Here is a 20,014-nt window from a genome sequence, read left to right as displayed (position 1 = left end):
AGAAAGAAAGTACAATGAAAAATATAAAAGTTAATGCACTGGCTAGCTTACTAGTCAATGTTCTCAATATCGTTTTTCCCCTGATAACCAATCCTTATCTGACGCGGATTCTCAGCAAATCCAACTATGGTTATTTCAATACCGCAAATACTTGGGCTAGCTTTGTCATTCCTTTAGCCGCATTTGGAATCTATAACTACGGAATTCGAGCTATCAGTAAGGTCAAGGATGATAAAAATAAAATCAACTATGTTTTCTCTAAATTATTCTATATCTCCATTATTACATCTGTTCTAACAACAAGTATCTATTTCCTATTTATTTATCTGGATAATAGTATTGAAAATTTGAAAGAACTCTACTACATACTTGGTGTCCAGGCTCTCTTCCAATTCCTTTACATCGAGTGGATGAACGAGGCTTATGAAAATTATGCTTTTATCTTATACAAAACCTTGATTATTCGTATTGCCATGTTGGTCGCTATCTTCACCTTTGTAAAAACTCCAAATGATATCGTACCTTATGCAATCATCATGAGTGCAACGACAATTCTCAACTATCTACTCAGTTTTCTATGGATTAAGCGAGAAGTTTCCTTTGTTAAGATTGGTCTTGTTGAATTAGTCAAATCATCTAAACCACTCTTGACCATGTTGCTTCTAGCTAATGCCAATATGCTCTACACCTTACTCGATAGAATGTTTATCACCAAAGGTCCTGATGAAAACTACATTTCTTATTACACCATTGCTTCCAGCATCGTTATGTTGATTGCCAGTGTCTTGAGTGGAGCTATCAACGTCAGTATTCCACGTCTCGGCTACTATCTCGGTAAGAAAGATTACGAATCTTATAAAAATCTTCTGAACCAAGGAGCTGCCCTCTTTTATTTCCTTATCATTCCAACCAGTATTGGGATTATGATATTAGGAAACTATGCTACAGTCATCTACTCTTCTGAAAAATACCTTGAAGCTGGTATTGTGACTAGTGTCTTCGCTTTTCGGACTATCATTTGGGCCATTGAGTTAATCCTTGGTAAACAAATTATCTTCATCAACGACCACGAAAATCGTTTAACAGCCTTTTACTTTATTGGTGGCGGTGCCAATATCCTACTCAACAGCATCTTGTATTTCAATAATATTTTTGCACCAGAGTACTACATTGCTACTACTATTATTGCAGAAACTGTAGTTGTTCTGCTGGAAATTTACTTTATCAAGAAACATAAGTTGCTTGATTTAAAAGAAATCTTTATTACCTTAACGCGCTATACTATTGTGTCGCTCGGATTCATTCCAATCTACTTAGCGTTTAAATTCCTTTTCCAAATCAACTCTTATACAGTCAACTTCAATATGATACTCATGGTTCTCTCGACTGTTGCGACTTGCGGTATCTATTATCTCTTGATACTTTTTATCACAAAAGATAAAACATTCCATTATGCACTCAATCTTGCTCTTGCTAAGATTAAAAGAAATTAAAAAAATCACCTACCTATCTAAAACAAGGAATATTCCAGTAGATAGGTAGGTTATTTATTTTATCGAATTATCAAATCAAAGCAACTTGCTCATAAATTAATCAATCCAGTAATTTTTATCAGTTCCTGGATTTTGATTTTCAATAGGTGGAGGAGTCATATAGTCTTCACCAAACTCGTAAACCAAAATCTCATGGAATTTTCTAGGAACCTTCACAAGAATATTCTCATATGGCATTTCAATTGTATCATATAGCCACTCTTTCTTAATTCCACTTGGATAGTAAGAGTCATAGGTAGTACATGCAAGATCTGTAGCCTGCTCAACATCATATTGCAAAGCTAACTTCTCCAATTTTTCATTCCATTTCTGTGGAGAAGTCAATCTGAAAATTGCAGATGCAAAATAACGTGGTAAATTTTTGACACCTCCATTATCTATTTTGACTCCTTTAAAATTCAGAGACGAAAGTCGAATAAATTGTTTATAAAGCCTCATCTTTTTTCTATCACGTTCATCTGTAACAACCCCATCGTATGAGAAAATATCAACACAAGTACCTAGAACAACCGACTTATCTAAAAGATTAGCATCTCTTCTTGTCCTCACATCATAAACTCTCATATATGTATAAGGGTAGCCTTTTGTTTCTCTATATGAAATTAATCTGTAGTAGGGATGTTTTTCATTTTTTAATATCTCATAGAGCTTTTCAAATTCATCTCGAGCCAAAGAAATATCGGTATCATCATCCCAAGGAATAAAACCTTTATGGCGTACAGCTCCTAGCAAGGTTCCAAAATCAATAAAATACTTGATTTCATGCTCCTCACACAATTCATGCAAATAGTTTAAAATATCTAATTCAATTTGTTTAATTTCTTCAAGAGTCAAAATTTTCTCTGACATCTATTATTCACTCCTAATCTTTTTACATCGAGTTAATGGCTTCTTCATTTCAATGACATCATTGGGATACCTTAATAATCTTCCACAATTGAAAATCATGATGAGAGAACCTTAGCTCAACTGGTGGCAGTTGCGTATAATCTCCGTAGTCCGAGGTCAGAATTTCATGATAGTTTTTTGGAATCATAAATTCCTTACCTTCGAATACACCCGTAATAGTTTGTTTCAACCACTCTCGTTTCCAGACTGGTTTATTCATATCTTTATAAATAAGATAGTCAACTAGCTCGTAATCATCTACTTTTCTAGATTGAGCAAGCTCATCAATGCCTCTAATATACTTGTTCGTATTTGTGAAATAGAAGATAATGACTGATATATAGCGAATTAAAGAATTTAATATGCTTTTAGTATTGGTAATCCCTTTAAATGTATAACAGCTTAATTGACGTTTTTTTATAAGTCTCGTCATTTTATCTTTAAAAACTGAGTCATCCTCGTAACCATCTACAGGGAAAATATCCACATAAATCCCCATATTTGAATCAATACGAACATCTTCTTCTAGCAAGTAGGTATGGTTATCCTGCACTTTCATGAAGGGATAGACATAGTTGAGATTATTTTTATAAGACATCACTTCGTAACGTTTATCAGGGTTAGCGATAAGATAGTCTTGCAACTTTTCATAATCTTCTCGTAACATACAGATATCCATGTCATCATCCCAAGGAATAAAACCTTTGTGACGAACCGCACCGATAAGACTGCCATAAGCTAGGAAATATTTGACACCAATTTTCTGACAAGTTTCATGAATGTATTCCATGATTCCTAGTTCCATCTGTTGAATCTCTCTAATATCAGTTACTTCCTGATAACGAATACCTTCATCACGTTTGCAAACAACTAATCCATAACCAATAATCAACCAAAAAATAATATTGATAAAGTTAGTTGAGTACATAATCTGACTTTCAAATAATTGACCGAACAAGATGCCAAAGAAAAGAATCATAATCAACTTTTCAGAGTTCTTTTTGGAAACAATCAAATAAGTCAAAAAGCGCTTAATTACATATCCTAGTAGAAGCAGAAAGGATACTAAACCTAAAATACCAGAACTAACAAATATCGTTACCAAAATGTTATGGAAATTTCCACCAATAAGAGAATTTTGAATCTCAAATTTACTGAAATATTTTGTGTAATAATCTGGAACATTCCTTACACCATAACCAAAAATTGGTTTTGCACTTCCCATTTTTATAGCATTTTTCCAAATATAAGTTCTACCACTAGGTGTTGTTTCTATTAGATGAAGTTCGCCTGTTTTTTTTATAACTGAAGAATCTGTTTCTGCATAAGATTGTCCTTTATTTAAGTCTAATACAGTCGCTTTCCCCGAAGATATGTAAATAGAAGCTACATAACTCAATCCGATGTTAGCAGTAGAAACAAGTAAAGCAGTAACAATAAAAGTAAGAAATCGCTTAGCTAACTTGCCCCTGTTAATAAAGAAACTATAAAACCCAATCATTAACACTAAAGATAATAAAGCACCTCTACTTTGCATGGTTGCGAAATAAACTAATTGAATCACATTATTCAGTTTAAGATAGACAGAATATTTACTTCCTTTATGAATTAAATACATAGCCAAAACAATGCTAATATATGAAAAAATTGCACTAGCATTGGGATTAACAATTCCCCACAAACGCCCATTCATAACACCATAGTAATAAGATTGCTGTCCAATTTTAAATAGGATAAGTACTTTACTTACTAATAATGTAAATGCAAATATAGCAGAAGAAAAAGAAATAATTTGAATAGTGTAAGAAATCCAATCAAATAATTTCTTTAATTGACCTGATTCTAACATGGTAAATAATAAAATATAGGTTACCATAAAGAGGATCTCGATCACATTTCCAATCAAATGTCCAGAGCGATTGAAAATAGCTGATAACAGATGACTTCCAGCCAATAGACCAAATAAGGACAGAAATTTACGATCTACTATGATTTTTTTCCACTTAAACAATAATGTATAGCAAATATAAAACAATACAATTGCTGATAATCCCTTATAAAGAGGATTGGCTATCTTATAAACTAGTGAACTCATACTTAAAATCGAAATGAAAACAAACAGGTATGAAACCCATAGTTTTGATTTTTCAAAGTATTCATCCATTATTGAAAAATTCATTTTCAACTCCTTCTCATAATATTAGTTTCTGAATCCAACAATTTTTTTATATATCCATGGAGAAAAGACAAGTGACAGGACAGCTATCTTACGAAATCTAGTAAAATAAGCATCCTTCCATATTTCGTGTAGATGCTGAATAATCCAAGTCCTTAGTTCGACTTTCTCCTTTTGATACTGTTCAGATGAAGTAAATATGATTTTATCGTAGACTGTGATATATGACCAACATTCTCTATTTTTTAATTCATATTTTAAATTAGGAAATACTTGTGATACTTGAGCAATAATGTTCTTATAAACTTCTATCGTATCAAATACATACCGATTAACAGATGTTGTTGCACTTCCCTCACGATGATCATAATAATAAATTGGTTTGTCAATAAATACGCTACTGCATCTTGTCTTTAGTAGCAATTCAGTTAAAAATAAGGCATCTTCAGCTAAATGGTAGTCTGTATTAAATTTACCATCTGCCAGCAGGTCTCTCTTAAATAGTTTTGCGACTGGAAAGAATGATGTCTTAGTGGTCATCAGTAATTCTTTCATGGTTTTTTCTGTTGACCAAAGTTCTTTTCTACCAGAATACGGGGGTAAATCTGTCTCTATTCCATTTTTGATATGGTGTAGAGGAGCAATCACAAAACCTACATGTTCTCCCTCAACTGCACTAGCTAAAGTAGCTAGGTAATCCTGGGTAACGAAATCATCGCTATCAATAAAGGTGATCCAAGCACCTGTCGCTAGCTGAATTCCAACATTTCTGGCATTAGAAACACCAGCATTTTCGATATGGTAAACCTTGATATTTTCATACTGATATGCTAAATGATCACAGATTTTTCCACTGGAATCAGTAGATCCATCATTTATTAGGATTAGTTCAAAATTAGTATAAGTTTGATGAAGAATTGACTCCACACATCGCTCCAGGTAGGCCTCTACATTGTAGACTGGAACGATAACGCTAATTTTTTCACCCATCATGCTCCATATTCTCCCTTGTATTCTGTATAAGACTTATCCATATCAGCGATGACAGCATCATGATGTGGTACTTGCTTGTCTGCTGGCGGAGGCGTCATATAATCCCCAAAAGCAGTGCTGAGATAAGCATCATAGCCAACTGGAATAGGCATCTCTGTCCCTTCAAATGGTAAGAAAAGATTGTCTTCAAAAGATTCGATTAGGTACTTGTTTCTCATATAGCCAGGACCTGAGCATAATTCTGTAATGCCATCACTCTCAGACAAATCATACTTGGTCATTTCTTTCTCAGCTTTTTTCCAAATGCGATAACGGAGAGATTTTGGCGTCACACCCAGTAAAATACGGCTTCCCCATTTCATAAGTGTACCATGCTTTTCTGGGACAGTTTGCGCACAAAAAAGAGAATAAATCAAGGCCCAGCGAACCTGTTTCTTCCGCTCAGCTGGATTTTTCGGATAATAATCCAAAGGCAAAACGTCCAAGGCCAAACCATGTGGCAATTCTAAATCCTGCTGATAAGGCTTGATACAAGTGGTTTCCTTGTCACGAATGGTAATAAAAAGATTACGGTCTACAAAATTCTTGTTACTCTTCGACAAGAAATAACGTTCATCTGCATAACGAGGCCATAATTCTGCCAATTTTTCATAATCTTTACGAGGCATAAAAAAGTCTAGGTCGTCGTCCCAAGGAATGAACCCCTTGTTTCGAAGGGCACCAATAGCGCCTCCCCCACAGAGATAGCAAAGTAAATCATGTTCCTTGCAAAAGGCCACAAAGTATTCAGCCATCTCCAGACTACGAGCCTGAATTGCTTTTAAATCAGTCATATTGTTCATTATTCTTTCTATCGTATCGTTTCATTATACCACAAATAGGGGGTGAAAATCTATTGCAGACTGTAAAAAATCAAAGCCTGACTGCTACCCAAATAGCTATCAAACTTTGATTCTCCTATCTTATTTTATCTCAAGCCCATTTGAGCGAGCTTGGTTTGATATTTGTTTTGATCAACCAGCAAGCCCAAGCCTCCATAAACATCATAGGCATCTACCCAGTCACCCAGTTCTGGAATCGTCAATTTTTCAATACCATTTTTTGCTCCATCCAAAACAGATAAACCGTTTGTTAGGAGGAAAGTATAGGGTGCATTGGTTGAGGTCATAGCAAAAACCTTTCCAAGAGCTTCAGAACCAGTGAAAAGTTTAGTGGGATCTTTAATTTGCTCTAAAATTGCTGTTAAAACTTGTTGCTGTCTTTTTGTACGGCCGTAATCCGCCTCATCGTCATCACGGAAACGAGCATAATTGAGCAGGGTCGAGCCATTCATCTGCTGCTTCCCGACTTTGATGGTTTGGGTTGGAGACTCAGTCTCAGTAGCGTGTAAATCATCTCCGACTGTAGCTTCTGTTAGTGGACGCCCATTCAATGTTGAAAATTGGGCATCAATTGTCACCCCATCAGGGAAAAGCGTGTCAATCGCTGTTGCAAAGGCCTGAAAATCGACCAAGGCGTAGTACTTAATGTCCAAATCAAAATTATCTTTCAAAACTTGACGAACCATTTCTGCCCCTTTTTGCCCCTCTTGTTCTCCTAACTCATAGGCTACGTTTAACTTGTTATCCGTCTGTTTTCTACCGTTAATCACTTGGCTATAACCGTCTATATAAACCAAATTGTCACGCATGAAGCTGACTAGCTTCATTTTCTTATCTGAGCCGCCAACATTTAATACCATAATAGAGTCTGTCCGCGTCTCAGCACTATTTTGACCAATTCGACCGTCCGTCCCCATGATCAAAATATTAACCCCGTCTCTAGTGTCCTGACCATTAAAGACTTGAACCTGTGCTGCCTTAGCATCAGCAGTTTTCTTTGCGCTAGCATCTTGGTAACCACGCAAAAACATGAATACCATGGCCAAAGCCACACAGACCAAAAGTGAAAAAATCACCATAAAAATGCGTTTAAGACGGAGCTTCCGTCTTTTCTTTTTGGGAGGAGCAGAGAGTGCTTGTGATTTGTATTGTGAGCGACTCCGGTTCGCATAGCTTGGTAAGTCGACCTGCTCTTCTCTTTCTTGTTCCAAGCTGGAACTACTATTTACTCTAGCAAGAGTTAGCTTTTCTTGCAAGTAAGCAAACTCATTTTTTTCTCTCTCATTGAGATAGTGAATATTTTTTAGCAAATAATCATAACGTAATTTTTCATGATGACTGAGAGGATTTTCTTTACTCATCTTCTCTCCTTTCCATGGTCTGATATTGGATAAATCGGATAGGCACCCAGAACCTTATACTGGATTCCGATGGCTTCTAATTCTTTTTGGGCAAAGTGGACCAGGCCCTTATCAGCATAGTCCACATCGATAATGAAAAAGTATTTGCCTAGCGCTGTCTTGAGTGGACGACTTTCAATTTTTGTTAGGTCAATTCCTCGCCAAGCAAAGGTCGAAAGAGCCTTGTAGAGTGCACCTGGAAGGTTGTCAGGTAAGGTCAAGGCCAAACTCATTTTTTCAGTTTGTGCTTGCAAGGGAATACTAGGCTTTTCAGCTCCTAGAACCCAGAAACGTGTGAAATTGGCTTCCATTTCCTGAATATCCTCGGCAATCAGTTCCAAGCCATATTCTTCAGCAGAACTTCTAGGTGCAATTGCTGCATAAGGCTGGTCTGGATGTTCGGAAATAAAACGGGCCGCATAGGCTGTACTAGCTGTTACCTCGATTTGAGCCTCTGGATACTGTTCATCGATGAATTTCTTTCCTTGAGCTAAGGCCTGTGGATGAGAAAAAATCTTTTCAATCTTAGTATGACCTGGAACCACCATCAACTGCTGATGAATAGGCTGAACGATTTCTGCTACTGCTTGAATGCGAGCCTGATGAAAAAGGTAGTCCAAGGTTTCATGAACACTACCCTCGATAGAATTTTCAACTGGCACCACAGAATAGTCCACCAAGCCTTGCTCATAGGCCTTGATGACATCTGTAATGTTTGCAAAAGCCTGCAATTCCTCCTGAGGAAAAGCTGTCTGCACAACGTGGTGTGAAAATGATCCCTTGGGACCTAGATAAGCAATTTTCATCTCAATTCCTCTATAATTTCCTCTGGACTTAGCTTGGTCACATCCAAAATCCGACTAGCCACTTCATCATACCAGGCCTGTCTTTCTTGAAAAATAGATGCTAGTTCATCCTTGCTATTATTTAGAAAAAGCGGTCGCTGATTGTCCTTATCAGCTGCGATACGTTGGTAGAGGGTTTCAAAATCAGCTTTCAGGTAGATATTATCTGCATTAGTCTTGAGTAAGTCACGATTTCTCTGAGAAATAACCACTCCTCCTCCAGTTGACACAACTTGGTCTCTTTGTAGTAAATCAGCTAGGACTTCTGACTCTACCTGTCGAAAGGCTGATTCTCCCTTTTCAGCAAAAAAATTCGCAATGGACATGCCTAAGCGTTTCTCAATCAGAGAATCCATATCAAGGTAGTCTGGATCCAATCCTCTTGCAATAGTGGACTTGCCAGCTCCCATAAATCCTAGTAATACCTTAGCCATGAATCAAGTTCTCCAAATCATCAAAGAAGCTAGGATAGCTGGTATTGATGGCTTCAGCACGGTCAAGTTCCACTTCTCCATCTGCAACCAAGAGGGCTGCGATAGCTGTCATCATGCCGATACGGTGGTCACCAAAAGTATTGACTCTAGCACCGTGAAGGGCTGATTTTCCTTTGATAATCATTCCATCTGCTGTAGGTGTGATATCTGCACCCATGCTATTTAAAGCGTCTGCCACAACCTGAATGCGGTCTGTTTCCTTAACCTTAAGTTCCTCAGCATCCTTAATAACTGTTATACCTTGAGCTTGGGTCGCAAGCAGGGCAATAATGGGCAATTCATCAATCAATCGTGGAATCAAAGCACCGCCAATCTCTGTTCCTTTCAAGTTAGAAGACTCAACAGTCAAGGTAGCAGATTTAGCGACTGGATCGATTTCAGTTATTTCCAATTTTCCACCCATGGCGCGAATGACATCAATAATACCGGTACGCGTTTCGTTGATCCCCACATTCTGCAGCACTAAACGAGAATTTGGAACAATCAAACCTGCGACTAACCAAAAGGCTGCACTGGAAATATCTCCTGGAACAACCACCTTTTGTCCTGTCAATTTTTGCGGTCCTTGGACTGTGATTTTCTTGCCCTCTACACTTAAATGGCCACCAAACTGTTGCAACATATCTTCAGTATGATTACGGGTGCATTCTTTTTCGATAATAACAGACTTCCCCTGAGCCTGCAAGGCTGAAAACATCAAGGCTGACTTGACTTGGGCAGAGGCAATTGGTAACTCATAATGAATAGGTTTTAGGTTTTTCGTCCCTTTTAAGTGAAGGGGAGGCAGGTCTCGTTCAGTTTGCCCTGAAATGCTGACGCCCATTTTTTTCAGTGGAATAGTCACACGATCCATAGGGCGTTTGGATAGACTGTCGTCTCCGAACATCTCTACTTCAAAATCTGCACCAGCAAGGACACCTGAAATCAGGCGAATCGAGGTGCCAGAATTTCCCATATCAAGGGCATTTTGCGGAGCTTTTAAGCCGTCCATACCTACACCTTGAATGGTAATAACCCCATCTTTATCCTCAATTTCAACACCAAGATCACGAAAAACCTGCATGGTCGAAAGAACGTCTTCACCTCGCAGAATATCATAAACCTTGGTCTCACCCTCAGCCAAACTTCCAAAGATAATGGAACGGTGGCTGATAGACTTGTCACCTGGAACTCGGATACTGCCGTGTAAGTGGCTAATGTTTGTTTTTAGTTTCATACTGGACCTCATACTTGCAATACTTTTACCTATTTTATCATAAAAAGCCAGAAATTCCTTAAAAATTCCTGACTTTATGATAGTTATTTTCTTATTTTAGCAATTCTGAAACTGGTTCGAAAACAATTTTTTCAATGTCAGAAAGGTAAATGGCCAATTGTTGTTGCTTGGTAAAGAATTCTGACAAGAGGCTGTTCCCCTGAATCTGCTTACCAAAGCCTTCCATTTTAGCTTGGAAGGAAGCATCTGGCATTTGCCCTGTCTGTGCTAGTTTTTGAATTTCCTCTTGAAAGGCAAGATATTCTGTAAAAATTTTGCTCGCCTCAGCATCTGCTGCAATAGCATCTTTAGCTGCTTTGACAGCCTTGTATTCTGGTAATTCGCGTAGACCGCGACTGAGTTCATTTGCACTATCGTAAATATTTGACATGATGTTCTCCTTATTTGACAACGACTGTGTAGTCGGTATTTTCTGTTATGAGATGCTCAGCTCTTTCTAAGTCTTGAGCATTTTTAAATGAAATTTGTAGAATCCCGTGAATATCCTCACGATTTTCCTCGTTGATATGAATATTGACCAAGGAAGTTCCACGTAGCAATTCCAAAATCCTCAAGATGACATCTTCTTCATCGGGAACATCGACATAGAGGTCGTAAGAGCTATCCACACCGCCACGTTTATGAATTTCCATGGCCTGACGTTGCTCACGCGCTTGGTTAAAAAAGTTCCAAATTTGCTCTTCATCCCCCTTACTAATGGCCTGACCAATCGCTTCCAAACGTTCCTTAAAATCCTCAATTCGATCCAGAATGGTTTCACGATTGGACAAGAGAATGGAGGTCCACATACCTGGCTCGCTTTCCGCAATTCGGGTCATATCTCGAAAACCACCTGCCGCAAAGCGCCTTGCCATCTCATGTTCTTGAGCATAGACAGCGGTCTGCTCCATGAGACTGGAAGCCAGAATATGTGGAAAATGGCTAATCTGAGAAGTCACACGATCATGCTCCTTGGCATCAATCTCGATAAAGCGAGCATGGAGACCTGAAAGCAGATTCTTCATTTCCTCAAGTGTATCAGGACTTGTCAGGCTCGAAGGTGTAAAGATATAGTAGGCATTTTCAAAGAGATTGACATCTGCAGAGGCGGCCCCTGTCTTGTGACTACCAGCCATAGGATGAGCACCAACAAAACGAACAGGCTTACCAGCCAAATACTGCTCCGCCGCATCCACAATGGCTGACTTGGTCGAACCAGCATCTGAAATAATCACTCCCTCTTTCAAGTCCAAGTCGGCCAACTCCTTAATGAAAGCAATGGTTTGTTTGATTGGCAAACTGAGGATGATAATATCTGCCAAAGGAGCAAAACTGGCAAAATCATCCGTTGCACGGTCAATCATGCCTTCTTTCAAGGCGATATCTCTCGAAGCTTGACTGCGATTATAACCTAAAATTTCATAATCTGGATGATCGCGTTTGATACCAAGTGCCATCGAGGCACCGATCAAACCAAGACCTGCGATATAGACTGTTTTTGCCATAGGAACTCCTTAATAGTTCTTTGTATAGTCTCGGTGTTTGGCTACCGCTTCTTTTAATTCCTCTAGATTGTCTGATGAGAATTTTTCAAGGATTTCTTGTGCCAGAACCGTTGCCACAACAGCTTCCATAACCACTCCTGCAGCTGGAAGAGCGGTCGGATCACTTCTCTCCACGGTTGCCTTGTAGGGTTCATGGGTTTCGATATCCACACTCATGAGTGGTTTGTATAGAGTAGGAATGGGTTTCATGACGCCACGAACAACGATGGGTTGCCCATTAGTCATACCACCTTCAAAGCCACCCAGATTGTTAGTACGACGAGTATAGCCGTCTTCTTTGGACCAGAGAATTTCGTCCATGACTTGACTACCTTTACGGTAACCAGCTTCAAATCCAAGACCAAATTCCACTCCTTTAAAGGCATTGATAGAGACAACTGCTTGGGCCAATCGCGCATCCAATTTTCTGTCCCATTGGACATAGGAACCAAGACCAACTGGAACACCTCCAACGACTATCTCCACAACCCCACCGATGGTATCACCGTCACGCTTGATTTGGTCAATATAGTCCTTGATTTCCTGTTCTCGTTCTTGGTTGACAATAGAAACTTCAGACTGGGCAGCTCTTTCCTTAATCTCAGCGACTGTCAGATTTTCAGGTACATCGATTTCCTTGCCACCAAAGACTACGACATGGTTGGCAATCTCCATATCCAGCTCAGCCAAGAGGCGTTTGGCTACTGCCCCAACTGCCACCCGCATGGTGGTTTCACGAGCTGATGAGCGCTCCAAGGAATTACGCAAATCATCAAAACGGTACTTGATGCCCCCAACCAAATCGGCATGTCCTGGGCGAGGATGGGTGATTTTTCGTTTGCTTTTAAGTCGCTCTTCAATGTCTTCCGCAGACATAATATCCAGCCATTTTTGGTGGTCCTTATTGATGACATCCATGGTAATGGGAGCCCCTGTCGTCTTCCCATGACGAACGCCTGAAGTAAAGACAACTTGGTCGCTCTCAATCTTCATACGGCCACCACGACCGTAACCACCCTGACGGCGTTTAAGGTCCTCATTGATATCCTCTGCTGTCAAAGGTAGTCCAGCTGGAATTCCTTCAATGATAGCCGTCAGACGGGGACCGTGTGATTCTCCTGCAGTTAAATATCTCATACACTCTCCTTATTTTACCAAGTAGTCTTTCACCTCTTCCAGAGAAACTGGGTGAATGGTCGCTGAACCAAGCTCTGGTACCAAGACCAATTTCAAGGTATTGCCACGCGCTTTCTTATCATGAGTCAAAGCCTGATAAAGCTTATCAACATCCCAGTTTTCATAGTCAACAGGTAGTCCAAATTTCTGACACATAGCTGTGATGGACTGGGTAATGCCAGCTGGCATGAGGCCTTTTGCCTCAGCCACCTTGGAAATCTGTACCATTCCCATGGTCACAGCTTCACCATGCATGACTTTTCCATAACCGGCCGTCGCTTCAATGGCATGGCCAATTGTATGGCCAAAATTGAGGTAAAGTCGAACACCGTTATCCAGCTCATCCTCAACTACCATCTTGCGCTTGACCTGACAAGAATGTTCAATCAAAGTCTCTGCATGTTCCAGAATGCACTCAACAGAACCATCCAGCTCCGTCAAAAGAGCCCAAAGTTCTGGATCCTCAATCAAGCCATACTTGATGACCTCCCCCATCCCTTCAATCAACTCTCTTTTTCCAAGCGTTTCGAGGACAAGTGGATCAATCAGAACCCCATCTGGTTGGGCAAAGGTACCCACCATATTTTTAGCAAACGGAGTGTTAACGCCTGTCTTTCCACCGATAGACGAATCCACCTGGGCTGTCAAACTAGTCGGAATCTGAACAAAATGAATACCCCGCATATAGGTAGAGGCTACAAAACCAGCCAGGTCCCCAACGACACCGCCACCGAGAGCCACGATCCCATCGCTACGAGTCAGTCCTTGCTTGACTAAAAATTCATAGACTTTCTGAACAGTAGTTAAATTCTTTCTTTCTTCGCCTTCTAAAAAGTCAAATACTGCTACCTGAAAACCAGCATCTTCTAGGCTGAGCTTGACCTTCTCTGCATAAAGAGAAGCTACATGGTTGTCTGTCACAATGACCACTTTTTGCGGTTGCCAGAGTTCTCGCAACCACTGACCAGCCTGGGCCAGACAACCTTTTTCAATCTGAATATCATAAGGATGATGAGGAATATCGATTCTGATTTTCATAGGAGAATCTCCCTTTCTTTATTGGTATTTTTCTATTAAAGACTGCCAAATTTCTTCTGTCGGCATTTCCTTGCCTGTCCACAGTTGAAAAGCTTCTGCAGCTTGATAAAGCAACATTCCCAGACCATTGACGGCGGGATTTCCCTGACTTCTAGCCCATTTCAAAAATGAGGTTTCAAAGGGTTGATAAATAATATCTGCCACCAAGAGAGTTTCCGGTAAGACTATGCTTTCAGGAAGTGGGGATGATTTACCATCCATACCCACACTGGTCGCATTGACCAGTAAATCCGACTCAGCAATCCTTGCTTGCAGTTCCGAAACATCTTCTAAAGCATACAAGTCCACTTTAAAGCCTGTCTGCTCCTGTAACTTGTCTAGGTAAGGTCTTGTTTTTTCCATAGAAACTGAACGAACAAAGACCGAAATCTGACTAACGCCATCCAAAATAGCTTGCGCCAGAATGGATTTAGCCGCACCACCTGCACCCAGCAGGGTCATCTTCTTACCTGTAATTGTAAAAGAAGGCAAGCTCTTAAAAAATCCCTTGCCATCTGTATTATATCCAATTAAATTGCCATTATGATTGACAACCGTATTGACCGCACCGATCAAGCGCGCTTCGTCACTCAGCTCATCCAAATAAGGAATCACTTGCTCCTTATAGGGCATGGACAGATTGATTCCAAACATCTGGTAGCGACGAATATTGTCCACCGTTTCTGCCAAGTCACTCGTTTCAATCTCCCAAGCCACATAAACACCGTTGGTAGCTGTCGCCTCAAAGGCCCTATTGTGGATGAAGGGAGAAATAGAATGTTTAATAGGATTTGCAACAACTGCAGCTAAACGTGTATAGCCATCAAGCTTCATCCAAAATCTCCCTGATTTTTTTCATGCTAGCTAGAGAAATCTGACCAGGAGCACTAGCCTCATCTAGACTGGCAAAGGACCAGCTAGAACCCGTCACATCCGCAGTGATACGAGATACCTTGCCCACCTTGCCCATAGAAATAGTCACATATTCCTGTTCAGGATTGAGGGTTTTAAAGCCTCGTGTATAGTTCATCAAGTCTAATACATCCTGCTCCGTGTGAGCCATCACCGCAACCTTGACAAGTTTTGGATTTAGGCTCGTCAACTCTGACAAGATTTCCATCATATTTTCAGGTGTTTCTTGGAAATTGTGGTAACTCAAAACGAGATTTGGAAAATCCAGCATTTCTTCAAAAACATCTTTGTAGCTATAGTACTCAAAATCAATATAGTCTGGTTGATAGAGTTGCGCCACTTCCTTGATGAGATGGATATATTCTTCTGGAGAAAGGTCAATTTCTCCCCCTTCATCACGAGTTCGCAAAGTGAAAACCAACTCACGACCTGCGAATTTTTCAAAAATAGCTGGAGCCACCTGCAAAATCGCTTCCTTAGGCAGATAGTCGGCCCGCCATTCAATGATGTCGGCATCCAGATACTTCGTGGCATCCAGTGCCTGAGCCTCCTCTAAACTTCTTGGCATTACTGAAACGATTAATTTCATTTACTAACCTTCATACTAATCACCTTGAGGTAATTACTACTTTCATCTTTTTTATTATAGGCGAAATCTGCTGGAAGACCGTATTTGTTTAAAATCTGGTAACTTCTTCCTGCAAAGCCTTTATCAATTTGTTCTGTAAATTTCTGACGGGAAACATTGGCAGCATTGGTGCTGGCAATAATAATACCGCCCGGATTTAAAATCTCAAGACTCTGGGAAATCAACTTGTGATAATCCTTGGCCACAGAGAAGGTCTGTTTTTTGTTCCGAGCAAAGCTAGGCGGATCTAGGACAATCACATCGTAGGTCAAGCCTTTTCGCTTGGCATACTTGAAATATTCAAAGACATCCATGACCACAAAACGATGGTCGTCTGTGCTGAGCCCATTTGCCTGAAAATGCGCTTGAGACAATTCTCGTGAACGTTTGGCTAGGTCAACAGAAGTTGTCTGGATAGCTCCCCCCATGGCCGCAGCTACTGAAAAGGCTGCTGTGTAGGAAAACATATTGAGCAAGGATTTACCCATAGCCAACCCATCAACCAAGCTCCCACGAACCTCGTGCTGGTCTAGGAAAATCCCTGTCATCAAGCCATCATTCATAAAGACCTGATACAAGACACCATTTTCCAGAACAGTGAAAAAGTCAGGTGCTTCTTGACCATAAACATGGGCTGATTCATAGTCCAAACCCTTAAAGCGTATTTTCTCATAGGCCCCTAACACCTCAGGAAAAACCTGTCTAAAAGCTTCTGAGATAACCTTGCGAATCTGATAAACATAAGAGTTATACCAAGAAAAGACGACATAGTCACCATAGAGGTCCACTGTCAGACCCCCAAAGCCATCTCCCTCTTGATTAAAGAGACGAAAGGCAGTTGTCAAATCATCTTGATAGTAGGCGCTTCTCTTTTCTTTAGCTTGTCTAAATAGTGTTTCAAAGAAAGCTTGATTGAAGACCACCTTGTCCTTACTAACAAACCAGCCCAAGCCCTTGTTTTGCTGAGAAAGGTAGGCAGTACCAAGAAAGTTTCCTTCCTGACTCTGCACTTCTACTTCCTGATCCTTAAGATTGACATTCTCAAGATCACTGGCTTCTAGTAAAACTAGCCCCTTAGCGAGCTTCTTTTCAACCCTTTTGCTGACTCTTATTCTATTCATAACTACCATTATATCAAACTTTTAGCCAATTCTCAAAAAAGAAACTACCCTTGCTTTTTTACTCTTCTTTTAAAAAATGGTATACTAATACTAATAAAAAATTAGGAAGTAAATGTGTGAAAAGCAATTTTAACAAAATCCAAAAAGCCATCGGTACCAGACTGGGTTTTGTCCTAACCCTTTTAATCCTATATTGGCTCAAAACCTTATTAGCCTATGCCGTTGACTTTAATTTAGATATTCAAGTGGGCAAGTTGCAGGGAAATTACCTTGCCTTTATCGCCTTTTTCAATCCCCTTCCTTTGGGGCTACTCCTGCTGGCTCTAGCCCTCTATGCTCGCTCAACCAAGATTTTTTATAGCCTGAGTATAGCTATTTATAGCCTTTTATTCATTTGGCTTTATTCCAATGTCTTTTACTATCGAGAATTTAGCGACTTTATCACGGCTAATACCATGAAGGTGGTCAGCAAGGTATCTGTTGGTACTGCAGAACTAGAGTTACTGCGCTTTTGGGATTTCATCTATTTTATGGATTTCCCATTGCTGGCTTTCCTTTTCTATAAAAAATTCATCCAGTTGGATAGGAGACCTTTCAAATTCCGCTCCAGTGTTGCCATCACTGCTCTCTCGGCCCTGCTCTTTTCAGCTAACCTTTTCTTGGCTGAAATTGAGCGTCCCGATCTCCTATCAAGAGGATTTTCTAATTATTATGTTGTCCGCGCCCTCAGTTTGCCCGCCTTTTTAGGCTATAGTGCCAACCAATCCTACAGTGCAAACAAGGAACGTGCCAAGGCTTCTGAGACTGATCTTCAACCTATTACAGATTATATTCAAGAGCATTCGGCTAAGCCCAATCCAGACTATTTTGGCTTGGCCAAAGGAAAAAATGTGATTTATCTCCACTTGGAGAGTTTTCAGCAGTTCCTACTGGACTATAAACTCAACATAGATGGAACTGAGCATGAAGTCACTCCCTTCCTCAACTCCCTCTACCATTCGCAATCAACCCTAGCCTTTTCGAATATCTTTAACCAAGTCAAGGCTGGTAAGACCTCAGATGCGGAAACCATGCTGGAGACTGGTTTGTTTGGACTTGACCAAGGTTCTTTCATGGTCAATTACGGTGGTACCAATACCCAGCAGGCTGCTCCTTTTATCCTATCAAAAAACGGCTATCAATCGAGTGCCGTCTTTCACGGTAATATCGGGACCTTCTGGAATCGAAATACGACCTATAAACAATGGGGCTACCAATACTTCTTTGATGCTTCCTATTTTACCAAGCAAGACAGTAGCAATTCTTTCCAATATGGTTTAAATGATAAAATCATGATGAAAGATTCTATCCAGTATCTGGAGCATTTGCAGCAACCTTTTTATGCCAAGTATATCACGGTGTCCAATCACTATCCCTATGCCAGCAATCTGACAGGCAATGAGCTTGGTTTCCCACTGGCTAAAACCAAAGATGAAACAATCAACGGCTACTTCCAAACAGCTAACTACCTGGATAGTGCTATCAAGGCCTTCTTTGACTATCTCAAAGAAAGTGGCCTCTATGAAAAATCCATCATCGTCATCTACGGAGACCATTATGGTATTTCCAACTCCCGAAATCCTGAGCTGGCTCCCTTGATTGGCAAGACTTCTGAGAACTGGTCGAATTACGACAATGCCATGTTGCAACGAGTGCCTTTTATGGTGGTCATGCCTGGCTATGAAAAAGGACAAATCATCAATACCTACGGTGGGCAAATCGATATCTTACCGACTCTCGAACACCTCCTTGGGATTGAGTCCAATTCCTTCCTTCAAGTCGGCCAAGACCTTCTGTCTCCAGACCACCAAGAAATCGTTGCCTTTCGAACTGCTAATTCCTTCGTCACACCTAAATACACTAGTTATGACGGACGTACCTACTATACTGAGAGTGGTCTTGAAATCAGCAATCTTGATGAACAAGCTCAAACTGAACTAGAAAGTGTTCGGCAAACAGCTAGTCAACAGCTGAAAATCAGCGACCAGATTCAAACTGGAGATTTGATCCGTTTCTACCAAAAAGATCATCTTGGAAAAGTTGATACAGAAAGCATTTCTTATCTCAATTCCTTACCAATTCTGCAAAAAATTGAACAGGAAAAAGGTAGTCAGTCAACCAGTCTCTTTAGCCAACGACAAGGTAAAACCAGTACTGACCTTTTCAAGGCACCAAGTTACCAAGAACTCCACCCCGAGTCTGCAGAAACCGAATCAAAATCACAATAAAAGATGCTCTTCCGTCTTGGAGGAGCATTTCTTTTTATCAACAAAAATCAAAGAGCAAACTTGGAAGCTAGCCGCAGGCTGTACTTGAGTACGGCAAGGCAAAGCTGACGTGGTTTGAAGAGATTTTCGAAGAGTATTAACTTTGAGATTGTAGCTAGAGAGGCTGTATCAGCAATATATGTCTGTCAAATTTAGTGACGAAGATAGTAGAAGAAATATGAGGATATAAATCAGCTTCAGCAGGTATCTGGAAAATTTAATTTTATAGAAAAGCCTTTTGTTACAAACTCAATATACCATCAATAAATAATATTATAGAAGCAACAATAATTAAAATTTCACCTATCTGCATCATTCTATTTCGAATTCTAAATATATTTTCTATCAAAAATACTTGGATCACACACATTATAGGAATTAACGTTTTTGAAATTGAAAAATATCCAAATAAATAAACTATAAACAACAAAAATAGAACTATGTTATATTTCTTATTCATAACATTCCCCTCTTTATTTTTTGATTACCAATCTTAATCAATTACAACTACATTATAACAAACTAGGAAAGCCTTGTTAACAAATATTGCCATTTTTTAAAATTTTTAAAATTTTTTGTGATTCGAATGTGATAAACTACTTCGATATTGATTATAGATGATTTTTCGTTTATACTTAGAGGTAATACTCCATGAAAATCAAAGAGCAAACTAGGAAGCTAGCCGCAGGCTGCTCAAAACATTGTTTTGAGGTTGTAGATAAGACTGACGAAGTCAGCTCAAAACACTGTTTTGAGGTTGTAGAT

17 protein-coding genes are annotated in these 20,014 nt (G+C 39.7%); 2 read left to right on the top strand and 15 right to left on the bottom strand.

Annotation, left to right across the window (positions count from 1 at the left end):
• The first annotated feature begins 14 nt into the window (after nt 1-14).
• Complete coding sequence (locus ADH54_RS02025) at nt 15-1,493, top strand: oligosaccharide flippase family protein (RefSeq protein ID WP_049523844.1); 1,479 nt, start codon at nt 15-17, stop codon at nt 1,491-1,493.
• A gap of 96 nt (nt 1,494-1,589) precedes the next feature.
• On the opposite strand, the gene ADH54_RS02020 is transcribed toward ADH54_RS02025, so the two are convergent.
• From ADH54_RS02020 to ADH54_RS01950, 15 genes are all read right to left on the bottom strand, one after another.
• The gene (locus ADH54_RS02020) at nt 1,590-2,402 is read right to left on the bottom strand and encodes a LicD family protein (protein WP_049523841.1); all 813 of its coding nucleotides are present in this window, start codon (nt 2,400-2,402) and stop codon (nt 1,590-1,592) included.
• A 58-nt stretch (nt 2,403-2,460) separates the two neighbouring features.
• Nucleotides 2,461-4,620: a LicD family protein gene (locus tag ADH54_RS02015; RefSeq protein ID WP_049523839.1), complete on the bottom strand. Its 2,160-nt coding sequence runs from the start codon at nt 4,618-4,620 to the stop codon at nt 2,461-2,463.
• 21 nt (nt 4,621-4,641) lie between these two features.
• Complete coding sequence (locus ADH54_RS02010) at nt 4,642-5,610, bottom strand: glycosyltransferase family 2 protein (RefSeq protein WP_049523837.1); 969 nt, start codon at nt 5,608-5,610, stop codon at nt 4,642-4,644.
• Nucleotides 5,607-6,452 carry a LicD family protein gene (locus ADH54_RS02005; protein WP_080980749.1) on the bottom strand — a complete coding sequence of 282 codons (846 nt, stop codon included), beginning with the start codon at nt 6,450-6,452 and terminating at the stop codon, nt 5,607-5,609. The genes ADH54_RS02010 and ADH54_RS02005 overlap by 4 nt, the downstream gene beginning before the upstream one ends.
• Nucleotides 6,453-6,577: 125 nt before the next feature.
• On the bottom strand, nt 6,578-7,852 hold the full coding sequence (gene psr, locus ADH54_RS02000) for a polyisoprenyl-teichoic acid--peptidoglycan teichoic acid transferase Psr (protein ID WP_049523835.1): 1,275 nt from the start codon (nt 7,850-7,852) through the stop codon (nt 6,578-6,580).
• On the bottom strand, nt 7,849-8,697 hold the full coding sequence (gene pheA, locus ADH54_RS01995; RefSeq protein ID WP_049523833.1) for a prephenate dehydratase: 849 nt from the start codon (nt 8,695-8,697) through the stop codon (nt 7,849-7,851). The genes psr and pheA overlap by 4 nt, the downstream gene beginning before the upstream one ends.
• Nucleotides 8,694-9,170 (bottom strand): shikimate kinase, encoded by a 477-nt coding sequence (locus ADH54_RS01990; protein ID WP_049523832.1) that lies wholly within the window; start codon nt 9,168-9,170, stop codon nt 8,694-8,696. Before ADH54_RS01990 ends, pheA begins: the two co-directional genes overlap by 4 nt.
• Entirely contained in the window at nt 9,163-10,446 is a 1,284-nt protein-coding gene (aroA, locus tag ADH54_RS01985; RefSeq protein WP_049512517.1) for a 3-phosphoshikimate 1-carboxyvinyltransferase, read from the bottom strand. Before aroA ends, ADH54_RS01990 begins: the two co-directional genes overlap by 8 nt.
• Nucleotides 10,447-10,537: 91 nt before the next feature.
• A complete protein-coding gene (locus ADH54_RS01980) occupies nt 10,538-10,876 on the bottom strand; it encodes a YlbF/YmcA family competence regulator (RefSeq protein WP_049512515.1) in 339 nt (112 codons plus the stop codon).
• 10 nt (nt 10,877-10,886) lie between these two features.
• Nucleotides 10,887-11,990, bottom strand: a complete 1,104-nt coding sequence (locus ADH54_RS01975) for a prephenate dehydrogenase (protein ID WP_049523830.1) — start codon at nt 11,988-11,990, stop codon at nt 10,887-10,889.
• 9 nt (nt 11,991-11,999) lie between these two features.
• Nucleotides 12,000-13,166, bottom strand: coding sequence for a chorismate synthase (aroC, locus tag ADH54_RS01970; RefSeq protein WP_049523829.1), 1,167 nt, complete (start codon nt 13,164-13,166; stop codon nt 12,000-12,002).
• A 9-nt stretch (nt 13,167-13,175) separates the two neighbouring features.
• Complete coding sequence (aroB, locus tag ADH54_RS01965) at nt 13,176-14,243, bottom strand: 3-dehydroquinate synthase (protein WP_049523827.1); 1,068 nt, start codon at nt 14,241-14,243, stop codon at nt 13,176-13,178.
• An 18-nt stretch (nt 14,244-14,261) separates the two neighbouring features.
• Nucleotides 14,262-15,116 carry a shikimate dehydrogenase gene (locus ADH54_RS01960; RefSeq protein WP_049523826.1) on the bottom strand — a complete coding sequence of 285 codons (855 nt, stop codon included), beginning with the start codon at nt 15,114-15,116 and terminating at the stop codon, nt 14,262-14,264.
• Nucleotides 15,106-15,783, bottom strand: a complete 678-nt coding sequence (gene aroD, locus ADH54_RS01955) for a type I 3-dehydroquinate dehydratase (protein WP_049523825.1) — start codon at nt 15,781-15,783, stop codon at nt 15,106-15,108. Before aroD ends, ADH54_RS01960 begins: the two co-directional genes overlap by 11 nt.
• The gene (locus tag ADH54_RS01950) at nt 15,780-16,943 is read right to left on the bottom strand and encodes a class I SAM-dependent rRNA methyltransferase (RefSeq protein ID WP_049523858.1); all 1,164 of its coding nucleotides are present in this window, start codon (nt 16,941-16,943) and stop codon (nt 15,780-15,782) included. Before ADH54_RS01950 ends, aroD begins: the two co-directional genes overlap by 4 nt.
• A 116-nt stretch (nt 16,944-17,059) precedes the next feature.
• Here ADH54_RS01950 and ADH54_RS01945 point away from each other — a divergent pair, with 116 nt between their 5' ends.
• Nucleotides 17,060-19,210, top strand: coding sequence for an LTA synthase family protein (locus ADH54_RS01945; RefSeq protein WP_080980747.1), 2,151 nt, complete (start codon nt 17,060-17,062; stop codon nt 19,208-19,210).
• Nucleotides 19,211-20,014: the final 804 nt, after the last annotated feature.

Origin of the sequence: Streptococcus pseudopneumoniae, assembly GCF_001072315.1 — a bacterium.
In the GTDB taxonomy this organism is placed as follows: domain Bacteria; phylum Bacillota; class Bacilli; order Lactobacillales; family Streptococcaceae; genus Streptococcus; species Streptococcus pseudopneumoniae_R.
Note: the sequence above shows the minus strand (reverse complement) of the source record. Positions and strands in the feature narration are given on the sequence as shown.